The 17,452-nt window shown below is 62.6% G+C and carries 13 protein-coding genes and 1 riboswitch; of the genes, 9 read left to right on the top strand and 4 right to left on the bottom strand.

Going from position 1 to position 17,452, the window contains the following annotated elements:
- Window positions 1-6 precede the first annotated feature (6 nt).
- The 3 genes from CLU93_RS08070 to CLU93_RS08060 all read right to left on the bottom strand — a co-directional run bounded on the left by CLU93_RS08070 (window position 7) and on the right by CLU93_RS08060 (window position 5,434).
- Window positions 7-1,770, bottom strand: coding sequence for an Ig-like domain-containing protein (locus tag CLU93_RS08070; protein WP_257224908.1), 1,764 nt, complete (start codon window positions 1,768-1,770; stop codon window positions 7-9).
- 274 nt (window positions 1,771-2,044) lie between these two features.
- Window positions 2,045-2,473 (bottom strand): DUF2147 domain-containing protein, encoded by a 429-nt coding sequence (locus CLU93_RS08065; RefSeq protein ID WP_373629875.1) that lies wholly within the window; start codon window positions 2,471-2,473, stop codon window positions 2,045-2,047.
- Between the two features lie 153 nt (window positions 2,474-2,626).
- Window positions 2,627-5,434, bottom strand: coding sequence for a valine--tRNA ligase (locus tag CLU93_RS08060; protein ID WP_099764293.1), 2,808 nt, complete (start codon window positions 5,432-5,434; stop codon window positions 2,627-2,629).
- A 490-nt stretch (window positions 5,435-5,924) separates the two neighbouring features.
- Here CLU93_RS08060 and CLU93_RS08055 point away from each other — a divergent pair, with 490 nt between their 5' ends.
- The gene (locus CLU93_RS08055; protein WP_099760691.1) at window positions 5,925-6,965 is read left to right on the top strand and encodes a porin; all 1,041 of its coding nucleotides are present in this window, start codon (window positions 5,925-5,927) and stop codon (window positions 6,963-6,965) included.
- Here the strand turns inward: CLU93_RS08055 and CLU93_RS08050 are convergent.
- A complete protein-coding gene (locus CLU93_RS08050) occupies window positions 6,962-9,043 on the bottom strand; it encodes a putative bifunctional diguanylate cyclase/phosphodiesterase (protein WP_257224907.1) in 2,082 nt (693 codons plus the stop codon). The genes CLU93_RS08055 and CLU93_RS08050 overlap by 4 nt on opposite strands.
- A 238-nt stretch (window positions 9,044-9,281) precedes the next feature.
- On the opposite strand from CLU93_RS08050, the gene CLU93_RS08045 reads away from it, so the two are divergent.
- The 8 genes from CLU93_RS08045 to CLU93_RS08010 all read left to right on the top strand — a co-directional run bounded on the left by CLU93_RS08045 (window position 9,282) and on the right by CLU93_RS08010 (window position 17,451).
- Entirely contained in the window at window positions 9,282-10,022 is a 741-nt protein-coding gene (locus tag CLU93_RS08045) for a Crp/Fnr family transcriptional regulator (RefSeq protein WP_099760689.1), read from the top strand.
- Between the two features lie 44 nt (window positions 10,023-10,066).
- Window positions 10,067-12,310, top strand: a complete 2,244-nt coding sequence (locus CLU93_RS08040) for a PAS domain-containing hybrid sensor histidine kinase/response regulator (protein WP_099760688.1) — start codon at window positions 10,067-10,069, stop codon at window positions 12,308-12,310.
- 28 nt (window positions 12,311-12,338) lie between these two features.
- The gene (locus tag CLU93_RS08035; protein WP_099760687.1) at window positions 12,339-13,145 is read left to right on the top strand and encodes a response regulator; all 807 of its coding nucleotides are present in this window, start codon (window positions 12,339-12,341) and stop codon (window positions 13,143-13,145) included.
- 39 nt (window positions 13,146-13,184) lie between these two features.
- Window positions 13,185-13,439, top strand: a complete 255-nt coding sequence (locus CLU93_RS08030) for a hypothetical protein (protein ID WP_099760686.1) — start codon at window positions 13,185-13,187, stop codon at window positions 13,437-13,439.
- A gap of 83 nt (window positions 13,440-13,522) precedes the next feature.
- Window positions 13,523-13,638: riboswitch (TPP riboswitch) on the top strand.
- Window positions 13,639-13,717: 79 nt separating this feature from the next.
- The gene (gene thiC, locus CLU93_RS08025; protein ID WP_099760685.1) at window positions 13,718-15,631 is read left to right on the top strand and encodes a phosphomethylpyrimidine synthase ThiC; all 1,914 of its coding nucleotides are present in this window, start codon (window positions 13,718-13,720) and stop codon (window positions 15,629-15,631) included.
- Window positions 15,632-15,651: 20 nt separating this feature from the next.
- Window positions 15,652-15,855 carry a sulfur carrier protein ThiS gene (gene thiS, locus CLU93_RS08020; protein ID WP_099764292.1) on the top strand — a complete coding sequence of 68 codons (204 nt, stop codon included), beginning with the start codon at window positions 15,652-15,654 and terminating at the stop codon, window positions 15,853-15,855.
- A gap of 25 nt (window positions 15,856-15,880) precedes the next feature.
- Complete coding sequence (locus CLU93_RS08015; RefSeq protein ID WP_092803851.1) at window positions 15,881-16,675, top strand: thiazole synthase; 795 nt, start codon at window positions 15,881-15,883, stop codon at window positions 16,673-16,675.
- Window positions 16,676-16,683: 8 nt separating this feature from the next.
- Entirely contained in the window at window positions 16,684-17,451 is a 768-nt protein-coding gene (locus tag CLU93_RS08010; protein WP_099764291.1) for a hydroxymethylpyrimidine/phosphomethylpyrimidine kinase, read from the top strand.
- The last annotated feature ends 1 nt before the right edge of the window (window position 17,452 follow it).

The following is a 17,452-nucleotide window of genomic DNA, read 5'->3' as shown; positions in this document are numbered from 1 at the left end:
TCCCGATTATTTGGTGATCTGGTTGTTGCGCAGGGTAACGGCGGCAGCCGTCAGCACGCGGCCATTGAGCAGGGTCGTGTTGTCGCCCACCGTGATGGCGGCCGACTGGCCCAGGATATTGCCCTTGAAGACGCTGTTCGCGGCCAGGGTGGTGGGGCCGACGGGCAACCAGGTAACGTTGTCGGCGGTGGCGCCATTGTTCAGGGCAACGATGGAGTTGACGGTCGAATCGAGCGTCAATGCCGTGCGGAAGATGTACACGCCGGGGCCGTTCAAGGTCAGGGTACCCGTGATACTGATGGCGCCCGCATAGCAATACACGCCGGGGCCGAAGGTCTGGCCACCGAGGTCGATGCCGCCGGCAAAGCTGACGTCGCAGGTACGGCTATTGCCGTCCGTGATCGCCGCTTGCAGATCCGTCATGGCGCCGGCCAGGATGGCGCCCGACTTGTAGTTGGTAAAACCTGCCGCCTGGGTCGGGTCGACCGTTTGCGAAGGCGCACCAACATCGCCCCGAATGAGCGTGGTGCCACCCGAATTGTTGGTGATCGAGGTGCCTGCCAGTACGCCGAATGGCGCCGCGCGGCCCAGGATGATCGGATTGAATGCGGGCGGGATAGCGACGGCGGTGACGGTCAGCAGCGCGCTGCCCGACTGGCCGCCGGCTGTGGCCGTGATGTTGCTGGTGCCGGCGGCGACGCCCGTATTCAGTACCGTGGCATTGGCAACGGTGCCCGAAGTCCAGGCGGCGCTGTTGGTGATGATGGCGTTCGAGCTGTCCGAATACGTTGCCGTGGCAACGAATTGCTGCTGGGTACCGACGGCGATGCTGGCGGTGGCTGGCGTGACGGCGATGCTGACCAGGGTGAGGGCCGGTACGGTGACGGTGGTGCTGGCCGTCTGTCCGTTGAAGCTGGCGTTCATGACGCTGCTACCAAAGGCAACGCCGGTGACGCGGCCGCTGCTGGCGACCGTGGCCGCCGCTGGCGTGACTGACACGAAGCTGCTGCCAGCCGTGACGTCAGCCGTGCTGTTGTCCGAGTAGGTGGCAATGACGGCCAGCTGGCGCGTCGCGGCCACTGGCACGATGGGGCTTTGCGGCGTGACGGCGATCGACAGCAAGGTGGCCGGGTTGACGGTCAAGACCGTGCTGGCCGTGAGCGTGCCCGTGGTGGCGGTGATCTGCGTCGTGCCGGCAACTTTGCCCAGCGCCAGTCCGTCCGCGGCGATGCTGGCCGTGGCTGGGGTGGCGGAGGCAAAGGCCGACACGGCCGTGACGTCGCGCGTGGTGCCGTCGCTGAAGCTGCCGCTTACCGTGAATTGCTGCGTTGCGCCGATGGCGATGGCTGGCGTGAGCGGCGTGATGGCAATCGCCGTGAGCGTGGCGGGCGAGACGGTCAGCTGGGCCGCCGCGCTCTTGCCGCCGAACGCGGCGCTGATGTTGCTGTTGCCGGCAGCGATGCCGGTGCTCAAGCCCGTGGCCGCATTGACGGTTGCGCTGGCCGGCGTAGCCGACGTCCAGGCCGCCTTGGCGCTGACGTCTTGCGCGGAACCGTCGCTATACGTGGCGATGGCCGTGAATTGCTGGCCCGCACCGATGGCGACCGTCGCCGTGGCTGGCGTGACAGCCAGGCTGGACAAGGTGGCAGCCGGCAAGCCGAGGATGGGATCGCGTCCCTGGTCGCCGCCGCCGCAACCGGCCAGGGTGGCCATGGCCAGCAGCCCTGCCGAGACGAGCAGCGGGTTCAGATATCGTTTGAAGAGGTTCATGTGTTTCCTTTGTGCATGGCAGTCACTGCCGGGCATCCGCGGATGAGGTCATCCGGCAGAGCCATGCCGCCCGTCGCTACAGGGCGATGGCGTCACAGGCATGCACTATTTCATCTAGGAAACTGGAGGTATGTGCGCTGGCGCGCTTAGCTTGTCGGCAATTGGAAAACTGTTCAAAAAGAAACGATTCGGCCTGAAAAACAACGGCGTATGTGGGACAAGACGTAAAAAAGCCGGCGCAAGGCCGGCTTCATCAGGGCAGGGCGTGCAGTGATTACTCTGCGCGCACCCACGTCTGCGAGCGGCCAAACATCGGCACGCCGATATAGCCGCGTACTTGCAGCTTGGTGCCGCCTTCCGTCAGTTCTGCCTTGCTCTTGTAGGTCTTGCCATTGGCCGGGTCCGTGATTTCGCCGCCCGTCCATTCCTTGCCATCATATTTCAGGCCGGACAGGATCACCATGCCGACGATGGGCTGGTCCTTGTTGGCGCCCGTGCACTTGTCGCACTTGGGATTCTGGTCTTCGTCAGGGCCGCGGAACAGCTTGTCGATCTTGCCTTGCAAGACGCCGTTGTTTTCCGTGATGACGATGAGCGATTTCGGCTTGCCGCTGGCGTCGTCGATGGTTTTCCACGTACCGACGGGGGTGTAGTTGCCGTCGCGCGCGGTGGCGCTGCCGGCGATGGCCAGGGCGGCCACCATGATGCTTGCTGTGATGCTTGTTTTGAATAGTGTATGCATTGCCAGTCTCCAATGGTTTTTTTTGATCGGGGCACGAACAGTTATATACCAAGGCAAGACCAGCAGTGCTGCGCGGCGTCACTGGGACGGCCGCGCAATCCTTCCAAACTTGCCTTATGCGCTGGCTAGTTTAGCAAACTGTTCGCGCAATTTTTCAATTGTGGCCGAAAAACTGAGCAAACGCTCGTTTTCTTGCGCAACGATGGCGGCCGGGGCGCGCGCGACGAAGCTTTCATTGCCTAATTTACTATTTACTTTGGCAATTTCCGCTTCGATACGGGCGATTTCCTTGCCCAGGCGTTCGCGTTCGGCAGCCACGTCGATTTCCACTTTCAGCATCAACTTGGTGGTGCCGACGATGGCGACGGCCGCTGGCGAGTCCGGCAGCGCATCGACGATCTGCACCTCGGCCAGCTTGCCCAGCGACTGGATGTACGGTGCGTAAGAGGCCAGCGCGGCCTTTTCCGTCGCATTGCCCGCTTCGACGATCAGCGGCACGCGCACGGAAGGCGAGATTTGCATTTCGCCGCGCAGGTTGCGCGTGGCGTCCGTCAGGGCTTTCAACTGCTGCATCCACGCTTCGGCCGATTCGTCGATCTTGTCGGTGTTGGCGATCGGGTACGGCTGCATCATGATCGAATCACCTTCTGCCTTCAGGGTCTTGCCGGCCAAAGGCGCTACCGTCTGCCACAGGGCTTCCGTGACGAACGGAATGATCGGATGGGCCAGGCGCAGCACCACTTCCAGCACGCGCAGCAGGGTGTGGCGGGTGGCGCGTTGCTGGCCTTCCGTGCCTTGCTGGACTTGTACCTTGGCCACTTCCAGATACCAGTCGCAATACTCGTCCCAGACGAATTTGTAGATGGTGGCGGCGATATTGTCGAAACGGAAGTCTTCAAAGCCCTTGGCCACGTCCAGTTCAGCGCGTTGCAGCAAGGAGATGATCCACTTGTCCGCTTGCGACAGGTCGGCCTCGTTCGGGGTGCAATCCTTGCCTTCCGTATTCATCATGACGAAACGCGTGGCGTTCCACATCTTGTTGCAGAAGTTGCGGTAGCCTTCGCAGCGGCCCAGGTCGAAATTGATGTTGCGGCCCAGCGAGGCATAGCTGGCCATGGTGAAGCGCACGGCGTCCGTGCCGTAGGCCGAAATGCCGTCCGGGAATTCCTTGCGCGTCGCCTTGGTGATCTTTTCCGCATCGCGCGGGTTCATCAGGCCGGTGGTGCGCTTGACGATCAAGCCTTCCAGGTCGATGCCGTCGATCAGATCGATCGGGTCCAGGGTGTTGCCCTTCGACTTCGACATTTTTTGCCCCGTCGAATCGCGCACCAGGCCGTGCACGTAGACGGTGTCAAACGGCACCTTGCCCGTGAAGTGCGCCGTCATCATGACCATGCGCGCAACCCAGAAGAAGATGATGTCGAAACCCGTCACCAGCACGGACGACGGCAGGAACGCCTTCATGTCCGGCGTTTCTTCCGGCCAACCCATGGTCGAGAATGGCACCAGGGCCGACGAGAACCACGTGTCGAGCACATCGTCGTCGCGCTTCAACGGGCCCGTGCTGCCGGCGGCCTGCGCCTTGGCGATGGCTTCCGCTTCCGTCTTGGCAACGAAGATATTACCCTTGTCGTCGTACCAGGCCGGAATCTGATGGCCCCACCACAGCTGGCGCGAGATGCACCAGTCCTGGATGTTGTTGAGCCACTGGTTGTAGGTGGTGCTCCAGTTTTCCGGTACGAACTTGATTTCGCCATTGGCGACCTTGTCCAGCGCCGTTTCGGCGATCGATTTGCCGGGGAAGAAAGTGCCTTCCGGGGCCGGCTTGCTCATGGCGACAAACCACTGGTCCGTCAGCATCGGCTCGATGACGACGCCCGTGCGGTCGCCGCGCGGCACCATCAGCTTGTGCGGTTTGACCTGTTCCAGCAAGCCTTGCGCGTCGAGGTCGGCGACGATCTGCTTGCGCGCGGCGAAGCGGTCCATGCCGCGGTAGGCTTCGGGCGCGTCGTCGGTGATCTTCGCGTCCAGGGTCAGGATGACGATCTGCGCCAGTTTGTGGCGCTGGCCCACGGCGTAATCGTTCATATCATGCGCCGGGGTAATCTTCACGCAACCGGTGCCGAATTCCTTGTCGACGTATTCGTCGGCGATGATGGGGATTTCGCGGTCGGTCAGCGGGAGTTTGAGCATCTTGCCCACCAGTGCTGCGTAGCGCTCGTCCGTCGGATCGACGGCCACGGCGACGTCGCCCAGCATGGTTTCAGGACGCGTGGTGGCCACCGTCAGGAAACCGCTGCCGTCGACCAGCGGGTACTTGATGTACCACATGGAGCCGTCTTCTTCCTCGGATACCACTTCCAGGTCGGACACAGCCGTGCCCAGCACGGGGTCCCAGTTCACCAGGCGCTTGCCGCGGTAGATCAGGCCTTGCTCGAACAGGCGCACGAAGACGTCGGTGACGACTTTCGAGCGTGGCTCGTCCATCGTGAAGTATTCGCGCTGCCAGTCGGCCGAGGCGCCCAGACGGCGCATCTGGCCGGTGATGATGGAACCGGATTTTTCTTTCCATTCCCACACTTTTTCCACGAATTTCTCGCGGCCCAGGTCATGCCGCGAAATCTTTTGCGCGTCCAGCTGGCGCTGCACGACGATTTGCGTGGCGATGCCCGCGTGGTCGGTGCCAGGAATCCAGGCCGTGTTGTGGCCCAGCATGCGGTGGTAGCGGGTCAGGCCATCCATGATGGTCTGGTTGAACGCATGGCCCATGTGCAGGGTGCCGGTGACGTTCGGCGGCGGCAACTGGATGCTGAAGGAAGGTTTTCCGGCATCGAGGGTGGCGGTAAAGTAACCGCGCTGTTCCCACTCGGTGCGCCAGAATTGTTCAATGTCGGCGGGCTCGAAAGACTTGGCTAATTCCATGATTTGGCGTGTGATTGGCAAAAGGAACCATTATAGATGACGCGGCATCGCCTGCAGCGTGGCAACCCGCCTTTTTCAGTGTTTTGGCGGCTTTGCGGGCCGTTTTTCAGCAACAGAACGGGGATGGAAGGGATGCCGATGTTATAATGCCGGCCTCGGCGCCACCTGCCCTATCTTTGCGGACGGCGCCAGCAGATGCAGTTTTATCGAACTCGCATCCGCGCACACGGCCAGCGCATCTGCGATGCCAGCCACCTTCAGAGCGTCCCCTTCGGGCCGGGCGCCTGAGCCACGCGCACCGCCAGCGGTGCACCATTCACGGCGGAATCAAAGCGGCGCGTCCATTGCACGCCGCTGCCGTCACAGCTTAGCCAGGATCTTTCGTCCGGCGCGTCGTCTTCTGATACGGCATCCCCCGCATGGCGCCTTGCCGCTTGTGGCCTTGCCGTGGCCGCCGCTTTCCTGGTTTCGCTTTTACAAGGAAATCATCATGAAAAAAATCGCCATCTTTGCCGGCCTTGCCACCACCCTGGGCGCCTTGCCTGCCGCACACGCCCAGTCGTCCGTCGACCTGTATGGCTTGATGGATGCGGGCCTGGTGCAGGAAGGCGGCATCAGCAAGCTCACCAGCGGCGTCTCGGCCGGTTCGCGCCTGGGCTTGCGCGGCACGGAATCGCTGGGCAATGGCTTGCAAGCCGTGTTCACCTTGGAAGCCGGTGTCCTGAGCGACACGGGCCGCTCCGACCAGGCGGGGCAATTGTTTGGCCGCCAGGCCTTTGTCGGCCTCAACAGCCCGCTGGGCATGCTGACCGTGGGTCGCCAGTACAATCTGCAAAGCCAGGCGCTGACTGACGTGGCCGATCCCTTCGAGGGCGGCCTGGCCGGCGCGGCCACCAACCTGGCCGGCTATTCGGCCACGCGCATCGACAATACCGTGCGCTATACCTCGCCCGAGCTGCGCGGCGTCAGCGCCACCGTGATGTATGGCTTTGGCGAACATACGGGTGTGGTGGCAGATCAGCGCTCGCTGGGCCTGGCCCTGGGCTATGTCAACGGTCCATTGACCTTGCGCCTGGCGCGCCAGAGCCGTGCCGGCGAGCCGGGCAAGGCCGCCGCCAATAACACCATTCTGGCCGGCAACTACAACTTCGGCGTGGCCACGGCGTTTGCCGGCTATGGCCGCAACACGGGCGACGGCAGCAGCATGTTCTTTGCAGAAAATCCGTATGGTGCGGCGCAGGCGCCGGCCCAGTCGACGGACAGCCGCGACGCCATCGTCGGCGTGTCCGTGCCGCTCGGCGCGACCACCGTGCTGGCCTCGTATGTGCACAAGGATGACCGCGACGCTGCCAACCGCGATGCGCGGCAGCTGGCCATCGGCGCCACGTATGCCTTGTCCAAGCGCAGCAAGGTATATGTCGCTTACGCGCACATCCGCAACCGCAACGACGCCGCTTACATGGTGGGCAATGCGACGGAAGTGGGCACGGGCAACCGCGCCTTCAACGTCGGCCTGCGCCACGCGTTTTAAACGGGCAGCATCTTCCCTTGCAGTAATAGTTCCTCGAAGGCGGGCACGGTCAGCGGGCGGCTGAACAGATAACCCTGCATCTGGTCGCAGTCGTGCTGGCGCAGGAAGGCCAGCTGCTGCGGCGTTTCCACGCCTTCGGCGATGACTTTCAGGCGCAAGCTGTGCGCCAGCGAAATGATGGCGCGCACGATGGCTGCGTCGTCGCCGTGCGTGATGTCGCTGACGAAAGTCTTGTCGATCTTGAGTACGTCGATGGGAAAGTGGCGCAGGTAGGCCAGGCTGGAATAGCCGGTGCCGAAGTCGTCGATGGACAGTTGTACGCCCAGCGCCTTCAGGTTGGCCATGATGGCCGTGGCTTGTTCCACGTCATGCATGACCATGCTTTCGGTCAATTCCAATTCCAGATGGGCAGCGGCCAGCCCCGTTTCCGCCAGCGCCTGCGCCACCGCATGCAACAGATTCCTTTGCTTGAATTGCCGCGCCGACAGGTTGACGGCCAGGCGCAGCGGGCCATGGCCGGCCAGCTGCCAGGCGCGCGCCTGGGCGCATGCGGTGTGCAGCACCCAGTCGCCGATGGGGATGATCAAGCCCATTTCCTCGGCCAGGCCGATAAAACTGGCCGGCGCAATGCGCCCCAGTTGCGGATGTTGCCAGCGCAACAGCGCTTCCATGCCCACCACCTTGCCGCTGGCCAAATCGAGCTGGGGCTGGTATTCGAGGTGGAACTGCCCCCGTTCCAGGGCATGGCGCAACTCGCTCTCCAGTCCCAGCCGCTCGAGGGTGCCCGCATTCATGCCCGAGGCATAGAATTGCCAGTGGCCCCGTCCCTGTTCCTTGGCGCGGTACATGGCGATGTCGGCGTGCTTGATCAGGGTGTCGGCGTCCTGGCCATCGTCGGGATACACGGCCACGCCCATGCAGCAGCTGAGAAAAAATTCATATTCGCCCAGTTGCAGCGGCTGCGCCACGGCGTCCAGGATGCGCTGCAGGATGGCTGCGCCCGGTTCTCCATTGCCATGCTGGGGCAGCAGCAGCACGAATTCGTCGCCGCCCAGGCGCGCCACCGTATCGACTTCGCGCGTCGCGTCGCGCAGGCGCTCGGCCACGTTTTTCAGCACAGTGTCGCCCGCATCGTGGCCCAGGGTGTCGTTGACGAATTTAAAGCGGTCGAGGTCGATGAACACCACCCACAGGGGCAGGCCGCTGCGCCGCGTCACGGCCATCGCCTGCTCCAGCCGTTCGCGCAGCAGGGCCCGGTTGGCCAGGCCCGTGAGGATGTCGTGCCTGGCCTGAAATTCCAGTTCCTGTTCGAAGCGCATGACGGTGCTGATGTCGTATTGCGCCACCACAAAGTGGCTGACGGGGCCATCGCCATCGTCGCGCACAGGTGCGACGAACAGCTCGCTCCAGTAGCAGCTGCCATCCTTGCGGAAATTGCGCACGATGGCTTTGCCTTCGCGCTGTTCGCGCAGGGCCGCTGTAATCTCATGCATGTCTTGCCGCCCCTGTTCGGGTCCCTGCAAGTCTTCCAGGCGTTGGCCGATGACTTCGCCAGCCGCATAGCCGGTGATGCGCTCGAAGGCGGGATTGACGTATTCGATCAGGTAGCCCGGCGCGTCGGCGCTGCACAGGATGATGGCATTGGCCGACACTTCGATGATGCGTTCGCGCAAACGCAGCGACTGTTCATTGTGCATGCGCGCAGCGATGTCTTCGGACAGGCGCAAGTTGGCAAACTGCAGCGCCGCCGTGCGTTCGCCCGTGATGCGGGCAATCACGGAGTTGCGCGTGACTAGCTGAAACACATACGCTGTTGCCAGCAGGCTCGACAATAATCCGCCCAGCAGCACATACAGCGAGCCGCGATGGTTCGCATCCAGGCTCATGCCGTTGGCAGGCAGCAGCGCGGCGCGCAAGGTGTGACCGCTGGCGTGGTACTGCAGCAGCAGCCGGGTGCTTTCCGACTCGATCTGGCGTGCCGAGGCGTAGCACAGGGCCGTCAGGCTCAGCCCGACCGCCAGTGTGATCAGGGCCGAGGTGGAAACGGAAATGGAGATGCGTTTGAAAAATGATTGCATGATGGCGTCCGGTAAGCAGCGCTGGCGCCGATCCGTGATCCGGCAGCCCTGGCAGTGACTGACTGTAGGGCGCGGGGTACCTGACCGTCCGTTCGCTGCCGAACAGACCGCCATGCCAGCAAGAAATATAGTGGCGGCACTGTGCGGGCGCTGTGTTACGCTCCGGCATATGGCGCCCCTCGTTCGGACGTTTTTTATCTATCCCCTAGCTGACGACTGGAAACCAGGAAAACTGCCCATGTCGAGTCCGCATGCCCAGCTGCACAACCCGAATCAAAACCATTTGCTCGCCGCCATGCTCGACGCCGATTTCGCGCGCCTGGCCCCCCATCTGGAGCAAGTGTCCATGTTGCTCGGTGACGTGATCTACGATTCGGGCGACAAGCTGCAGCATGTGTATTTCCCCACCACGGCCATCGTTTCCATCCACTACCTGCTGGAAAACGGCGGCTCGTCGGAAATTGCCGGCGTCGGCAATGAAGGCGTGGTGGGCGTGTCGCTGTTTATGGGCGGCAACTCGACGCCGAGCCGCGCCGTGGTGCAGACGGGCGGCGTCGGCTATCGGCTGAAGGCGCATTTGCTGATGGAAGAATTCGACCGCGCCGGCCCCGTCATGCGCTTGCTGCTGCGCTATACGCAAGCCCTGATCACGCAAATGTCACAGACGGCCGTGTGCAACCGCCACCATACGGTGGAGCAGCAGCTGTGCCGCTGGCTGCTGCTGACCATGGACCGCCTGCCGAACCGCGAGCTGACCATGACGCAGGAGTTGATTGCCAACATGCTGGGTGTGCGCCGCGAAGGCGTGACGGAGGCGGCCGGGCGCTTGCAGCAGCGCGGCTTCATCAGTTACCGGCGCGGCCATATCTCCGTGCTGGACCGCGCCGGCCTCGAAGGCCATGTGTGCGAATGCTATGGCGTGGTCAAAAAAGAATTCACGCGCCTGCTGTCGGACGTGCGCCAGCGCCAAGGTTCCTGATCACCGCATTTCCCTCTTATCGTTGTCACAGCCCAGGCTACCTCATGCAATCTGTTGAAAACATTCCTCCGCGCGCACCGTCGCGCTGGCCCATGGCGCTGGCGTTTTCGTTCAGCGCCATCGTGCTGCTGGCCATTGGCGTACTGGCCTGGCGCGCGCCGTTCGAGACGGCCTGCGTCATCGATGCGCTGGTCTTTTTGCTGCTGATGCTGCTCGTGGCGCTGTACCGGCGCACGCTGTCGGCCAGCTTGCCGCGCCAGTTGCTCAAGGCGGGCGCCTTGCAGGATGCCATTTTCAATAGCGCCAATTTCTCGTGCATCGCCACCGATGCGCAGGGCGTGATCCAGATTTTCAATGTGGGCGCCGAACGCATGCTCGGCTATGAAGCGAGCGACGTGGTCGACAAGCTGACCCCGGCCGGTATTTCCGACGCGCAAGAAATCATCGCGCGCGCCGCCGCCCTCAGTGCCGAACTCGACACGGTCATCACGCCCGGCGTCGAAGCGCTGGTGTTCAAGGCCACGCGTGGCATCGAAGACATCTACGAATTGACGTACATCCGCAAGGATGGCAGTCGCTTCCCCGCCATCGTCTCCGTGACGGCCTTGCGCGACGCGCAGAGCAAGGTTATCGGTTACTTGCTGATCGGCACCGACAACACGGCGCGCAAGCAGGTCGAGGCGGAACAGGCGCTGCTGGACCAGCGTTTGCGCGAGCAGCAGTTCTATACGCGCTCACTGATCGAATCGAATATCGACGCCCTGATGACGACGGACCCGCGCGGCATCATCAGCGACGTCAACCAGCAGATGGAAGCGCTGACGGGCTGCACGCGCGACGAATTGATCGGCGCGCCGTTCAAGAATTACTTTACGGAACCGGAACGGGCCGAGGAAGCCATCGCGCGCGTCTTGCGTGAAGGCAAGTTGACCAATTACGAGCTGACGGCCCTGGCGCGCGACGGCAAGCAGACTTTTGTTTCCTACAACGCCTCGACCTTCCACGACCGCAACCGCAAGCTGCAAGGCGTGTTTGCCGCCGCCCGCGACGTGACGGAACGCAGGCAGTTTGAACAAGCACTGCAAGACACGAATATCGAAATGGAAAAGGCCCGCCAGGCGGCGGAGAAAGCGAATCTGGCCAAGTCCGAGTTTCTGTCGAGCATGAGCCATGAATTGCGCACGCCCCTGAACGCCGTGCTGGGTTTTGCCCAGCTGATGGCGTCCGAGACGCCGGCACCGAGCTTGCCGCAGCAGCGCTCGATCGACCAGATCCTCAAGGGTGGCTGGTATCTCTTGCGTTTGATCAATGAAATCCTCGACCTGGCCATGATCGAGTCGGGCAAGGTCACCATGTCGGAAGAGGCGATGTCCTTGCTCGACGTGTTGCAGGATTGCCAGGCGATGATCGCGCCGCAGGCGGAAAAACGCGGCATCAGCATGCATTTCCCCCGCTGCGGCAAGGCTTTCTATGTGCATGCCGACCGCACGCGCGTGAAACAGGTGATGATCAACCTGCTGTCGAACGCCATCAAGTACAACCAGAGCGGCGGCAGTGTGAAGGTCGAATGCACGCGCCATGCCGACCGCGTGCGCGCCAGCGTCACCGACAGCGGCGCCGGCCTGAATGCCGAACAGATGAGTCAGTTGTTCCAGCCCTTCAACCGCCTGGGCCAGGAAAGCAGCACGGAAGAGGGCACGGGCATCGGCCTGGTCGTCACCAAGCAGCTGGTCGAACTGATGGGTGGCACCATCGGCGTCGACAGCACGGTGGGCGTGGGCACCACCTTCTGGGTGGAATTCAAGGCCTCGCGCGCGCCCGAACTGCACCTGGAACAGGGCGTCGCCTTGCCGGTGGTGCAGGAAGACCAGGAAAGCCAGCGCACCTTGCTGTACGTGGAAGACAATCCCGCCAACCTGGCGCTGGTGGAGCAATTGATCGCCCGCCGCAGCGATTTGAAACTGCTGACGGCCATCGATGCGCACCTGGGCATCGACCTGGCGCGCACGTATCAGCCGGACGTGATCTTGATGGATATCAACCTGCCCGGCATCAGCGGCTATGGTGCCCTGAATATCCTGCATGATGACCCCCTCACCAGCCACATTCCCGTCATGGCCCTGTCCGCCAACGCCGTGCCGCGCGACATCGAGAAGGGCCTGGAAGCGGGCTTCTTCCGCTATCTGACCAAGCCCATCAAGGTCGTCGAATTCATGGAGGCGCTCGACGTGGCCCTGCACCATGCAGCCGCGCACGGCCTGGCCGACGACACTCACACAGTACGCTAATTCAGCATTTAATTTTAGGAATACCGCCATGCTTCAAGCCACCGAGATCCTGAACGCCAGCATCCTCATCGTCGATGACCAGGAGGCCAACGTCATGCTGCTCGAACAGGTGCTGCGCAACGCCGGCTATACGCGCATCACCTCCACCATGGACCCGCAAGCCGTGCGCGCGCTGCACCAGCAGCACCGCTACGACCTGATCCTGCTCGACTTGCAAATGCCGGAAATGGATGGCTTCGAAGTCATGGAAGGCTTGCGCGACATCGAGGCGGGCAGCTATCTGCCCGTGCTGGTGATCACGGCCCAGCCCGGCCACAAGCTGCGCGCGCTGCAAGCTGGCGCCAAGGACTTCGTCAGCAAGCCCTTCGACCTGGTGGAAGTCAAAACACGCATCCACAACATGCTGGAAGTGCGATTGCTGTACCAGAAGCTGGCCGAATACAACAAGTCGCTGGAACAGATGGTGGAAGAACGCACGGCGGAGCTGCGCGAAAGCGAAGCGCGCTTCCAGCGCTTCACGGAACTGTCGTCCGACTGGTACTGGGAACAGGATGCGCAGGGCAACCTGACGCGCTTTTCCGGTCCCGTGGCTGAAATGCTGGGCATCGGCAGCGAGGAAGAGCCGCAGCGCTGGAACGCGGCCGAACGCGCCTTGCTCGACGCAAAAATAGCCGCGCGCGAACCGTTCCTCGACTTCATCTACAGCCGCGCCAACCTGGACGGCAGCACGCAGTATCTGCAGGTCAGCGGCGAACCGATGTTCGACAATGGCAGCCGCTTCATCGGCTACCGCGGCATCGGCCTCGATGTCACGGAGCGCCATCGCAGCGCCTGATTTATACTTGTTGCCATCGACATCGACAAGGAAAGCATCATGGCTGACAAATCTCCCTCCTACTGGTTTCCCGCCAAGACCTATGGCTGGGGCTGGGGTTTGCCCATCACCTGGCAAGGCTGGCTGGTATTCCTGGCCGCACTGGCGCTGTTCGCTTGCGGCGCCTTCCTGTTCCCGCCGCAAACCATGTTCGTAGGCTACATCGTGTATGAAGTGGCCATCGTTGCCGCACTCATTTTCATCTGCCAGCTGAAGGGCGAACCGACCGCCTGGCGCTGGGGCAAGAAGAAGTAACGCCGAAGCACAAAGACGACAAAGCAAGAAATCATCTGGCCACGCGGCGCGAACCGCGTATAATTGGCTCGCTGCCGCAAGGCGGCAAACGCTAGGGGTCCTGCCTTTCGCTGTGGAAACACAGTGCAAGCGCGGGTGAGAAATACCCTCCGAACCTGATCTGGATAATGCCAGCGAAGGGAAGCTTTAGGATGAACGCACCCCGCCTTTCCGCGTGCGCAATTCCGAACCTCCTTAGCTGGCTCCAGGCTTAAAACAAGTCTAGCCAAGGAGCCAAAATGAACGCCAACCCGAAATTCCTCTCCGCCACCGCCACGGTCGACGAAGCCGCCATCGCGCCGCTGCCCAATTCGCGCAAGATCTATGTCGAAGGCAGCCGCCCCGACATTCGCGTGCCCATGCGCAGAATCAGCCAGTCCGACACGGAAGCGTCGTTCGGCGGCGAAAAGAATCCGCCGATTTACGTGTACGACACGTCCGGCCCCTATACGGATCCGGACGTGCAGATCGACATTCGCTCGGGCCTCGACACGCCGCGCCTGCCGTGGATCATGGAGCGGGCCGACACGGAAGAATTGCCCGGCCCTACCTCCGACTACGGCATCGCCCGCCTGGCGGACCCGAAACTGGCCGAGCTGCGTTTTAACTTGCACCGCAAGCCGCGCCGCGCCATTGCCGGCAAGAATGTGACGCAAATGCACTATGCGCGCCGTGGGCTGATCACGCCGGAAATGGAGTTCGTCGCCATCCGCGAAAACATGCGCCGCCAGGAGTATTTGCGCGAACTGCAAGCCTCCGGTCCCATGGGCGAGCGCCTGGCCGACCTGATGGGCCGCCAGCATCCGGGCCAGTCATTCGGCGCCAGCATCCCGCAAGAAATCACGCCGGAATTCGTGCGCGAGGAAATCGCCCGCGGCCGCGCCATCATTCCCGCCAACATCAACCACCCGGAAGTGGAACCGATGATCATCGGCCGCAATTTCCTGGTGAAAATCAATGCCAACATCGGCAATTCCGCCGTCACCTCGTCGATAGGCGAGGAAGTGGAAAAAATGACATGGGCCATCCGCTGGGGCGGCGATAACGTGATGGATCTGTCCACCGGCAAGCATATTCACGAAACGCGCGAATGGATCGTGCGCAACAGCCCCGTGCCCATCGGCACCGTGCCCATCTACCAGGCGCTGGAAAAGGTCAACGGCAAGGCCGAAGATCTGACGTGGGAAATCTTCCGCGACACCCTCATCGAGCAGGCCGAGCAGGGCGTCGATTACTTCACCATCCACGCCGGTGTGTTGCTGCGCTATGTGCCGATGACGGCCAAGCGCTTGACGGGCATCGTCTCGCGCGGCGGCTCCATCATGGCGAAATGGTGCCTGGCGCACCACCAGGAATCGTTCCTGTACACGCATTTCGAAGACATCTGCGAAATCATGAAGGCGTATGACGTGTCGTTCTCGCTGGGCGACGGCTTGCGCCCCGGCTCCATCTATGACGCCAACGACGAAGCGCAGCTGGGCGAACTGAAGACCCTGGGCGAATTGACGCAAGTGGCATGGAAGCACGACGTGCAAGTGATGATCGAAGGCCCCGGCCATGTGCCCATGCAGCTGATCAAGGAAAACATGGACTTGCAGCTGGAACAGTGCGGTGAGGCGCCGTTCTACACGCTGGGACCGTTGACCACCGATATCGCGCCCGGCTACGACCACATCACGTCCGGCATCGGCGCGGCCATGATCGGCTGGTATGGCACGGCCATGCTGTGCTACGTGACGCCGAAGGAACACCTGGGCCTGCCCAACAAGGCGGACGTCAAGGACGGCATCATCACCTACAAGATTGCGGCGCACGCGGCCGATCTGGCGAAAGGCCATCCGGGCGCGCAGATCCGCGACAATGCCCTGTCGAAAGCCCGCTTCGAATTCCGCTGGGACGACCAGTTCAACATCGGCCTGGACCCGGACAAGGCGCGCGAATTCCACGATGAAACCTTGCCCAAGGATTCAGCCAAGGTGGCGCATTTTTGCTCCATGTGCGGCCCGCATTTCTGCTCGATGAAGATCACGCAGGAAGTGCGCGAATATGCGGCCGGCATGGGCATCGCGGAAGACCAGGCACTCAAGCAGGGGATGGAGGTGAAAGCCATCGAATTCGTCAAGAACGGCGCCGAGCTGTATCGCAAGGTCTGAAGGAGAGCGTGATGCCTGCATTGATATCCATCACGCTCAACGGCGCGCCACATCAGGTGCCGCCGGGGCAAACCCTCGATCAATTGATCGCCGCGCTGGCGCTGGAAAACCAGGCGCTGGCGCTGGCCGTCAACCGCAATGTGGTGCCGCGCAAGGCGTGGCCGGGCCAGGTCTTGCAGGTGCAAGACCAAGTAGAGATCGTGCGCGCCATCGGCGGCGGTTAAGTTGAAAACAGACAAGGAACAGAACATGCATACCGCAACAAACAATGACCTGCTGACCATCGCAGGCAAACAGTATCAATCACGCTTGCTGGTCGGTAGTGGCAAGTACAAGGATTTGCCGCAGACGCGCGAAGCGACGGACGCGGCGGAGGCACAAATCATCACGGTGGCGATCCGCAGGGTCAACATTGGGCAAGACCCGAACGCGCCCAGCCTGCTCGACTTCGTGCCGCCGGACCAGTACACGATCTTGCCGAACACGGCCGGCTGCTACAACGCGAAAGATGCCGTCTACACGCTGCAGCTGGCACGTGAGCTGCTGGGCGGGCGCAATCTGGTGAAGCTCGAAGTATTGGGCGACGAAAAGACCCTGTTTCCGCACATGCCGGAAACGTTGATCGCGGCCGAAGCGCTGGTCAAGGATGGCTTCGACGTGATGGTCTACTGCAGCGACGACCCGATCCAGGCGAAGATTCTGGAAGACATCGGCTGCGTGGCCGTCATGCCGCTGGCCTCCTTGATCGGCTCGGGCATGGGCATTTTGAATCCGTGGAATCTGTCGCTGATCATCGACCAGGCCAAGGTGCCGGTGCTCGTCGATGCTGGCGTGGGCACGGCGTCGGATGCGGCCATCGCCATGGAACTCGGTTGCGATGGCGTGCTGATGAATACGGCGATTGCCGGCGCGCGCGACCCCGTGCGCATGGCGCGTGCCATGAAGCTGGCCGTGCGGGCCGGGCGCGAAGCGTTTCTGGCGGGCCGCATGCCGCGTAAATTCGCCGCCTCGCCTTCGTCGCCGATGGCGGGCCGCCTGGCGTGATGGTGCCGATGCGTCTGCCGTGTCGTCCGGTTGTGCTGGTGTTTGCCGGCCTCGACCCTTCGGGCGGCGCCGGCCTGGCCGCCGATATTTTATCCATTGCGGCGCAGGGCGCGCATGCCTTGCCCGTCATCACGGCGCTGACGGTGCAGGACAATGACCGCGTGTTTGCTGTCGAGCCTGTGGCGCCGGAATTGCTGCGCCGCCAGGCGCAGGCCCTGATCGACAAGATGGTGATCAGCGCCGTGAAAATCGGCATCCCTGGCAGCGCCGCGAATGCGGCCGTCATTGCGCAACTGATCGCGCAACTGCGGCTGGCGCGGCCCGATTTGCCCGTGGTGCTCGACCCCGTGCTGGCCAGCGGCCATGGCGACGTGCTCAGCCGGGACGACGCCGTGCTGGCGCTGGCGCCCTTGCTGCCGCTGACGACCGTGATCGTGCCGAACGGGCCGGAAGCGCTGGCCCTCGGTGGCACAGAAAACCTGCGCGCGCAAGGCTGCCAGCACGTGCTGCTGACGGGCGGGCATGGCGACGGTGAGGCAGTGCTCAACCGTTGGTTTGATGCCGAGGGCGGCGAGCGTGAGTGGCGCTGGCCCCGTTTACCGGGCGAATTCCACGGCAGCGGCTGCACTCTGGCCTCGGCCATCGCGGCGCGCCTGGCGCTGGGCCAGGCACTGCCCGAAGCGCTGGATCTGGCGCAACGCTATTGCCATGCGGCCCTGGCCGATGCGTATGCGATTGCGCCAGGTCAACTCATGCCGCAACGATTCATTCAATAAG

Origin of the sequence: Janthinobacterium sp. 35, assembly GCF_002754575.1 — a bacterium.
GTDB classification, from domain to species: Bacteria; Pseudomonadota; Gammaproteobacteria; order Burkholderiales; family Burkholderiaceae_D; genus Janthinobacterium; species Janthinobacterium tructae.
The sequence above is the reverse complement of the archived record's forward strand: the minus strand, read 5'-3'. Positions and strand labels throughout refer to the sequence as shown.

Coding starts and splice junctions, on each gene's coding strand:
- CLU93_RS08050 (WP_257224907.1), bottom strand. CDS start 9,043: ATGCAATCATTTTTCAAACGCATCTCCATTTCCGTTTCCACCTCGGCC.
- CLU93_RS08035 (WP_099760687.1), top strand. CDS start 12,339: ATGCTTCAAGCCACCGAGATCCTGAACGCCAGCATCCTCATCGTCGAT.
- CLU93_RS08065 (WP_373629875.1), bottom strand. CDS start 2,473: ATGGTGGCCGCCCTGGCCATCGCCGGCAGCGCCACCGCGCGCGACGGC.
- CLU93_RS08055 (WP_099760691.1), top strand. CDS start 5,925: ATGAAAAAAATCGCCATCTTTGCCGGCCTTGCCACCACCCTGGGCGCC.
- CLU93_RS08010 (WP_099764291.1), top strand. CDS start 16,684: ATGCGTCTGCCGTGTCGTCCGGTTGTGCTGGTGTTTGCCGGCCTCGAC.
- CLU93_RS08045 (WP_099760689.1), top strand. CDS start 9,282: ATGTCGAGTCCGCATGCCCAGCTGCACAACCCGAATCAAAACCATTTG.
- CLU93_RS08030 (WP_099760686.1), top strand. CDS start 13,185: ATGGCTGACAAATCTCCCTCCTACTGGTTTCCCGCCAAGACCTATGGC.
- CLU93_RS08060 (WP_099764293.1), bottom strand. CDS start 5,434: ATGGAATTAGCCAAGTCTTTCGAGCCCGCCGACATTGAACAATTCTGG.
- CLU93_RS08070 (WP_257224908.1), bottom strand. CDS start 1,770: ATGAACCTCTTCAAACGATATCTGAACCCGCTGCTCGTCTCGGCAGGG.
- CLU93_RS08040 (WP_099760688.1), top strand. CDS start 10,067: ATGCAATCTGTTGAAAACATTCCTCCGCGCGCACCGTCGCGCTGGCCC.
- thiC (WP_099760685.1), top strand. CDS start 13,718: ATGAACGCCAACCCGAAATTCCTCTCCGCCACCGCCACGGTCGACGAA.
- CLU93_RS08015 (WP_092803851.1), top strand. CDS start 15,881: ATGCATACCGCAACAAACAATGACCTGCTGACCATCGCAGGCAAACAG.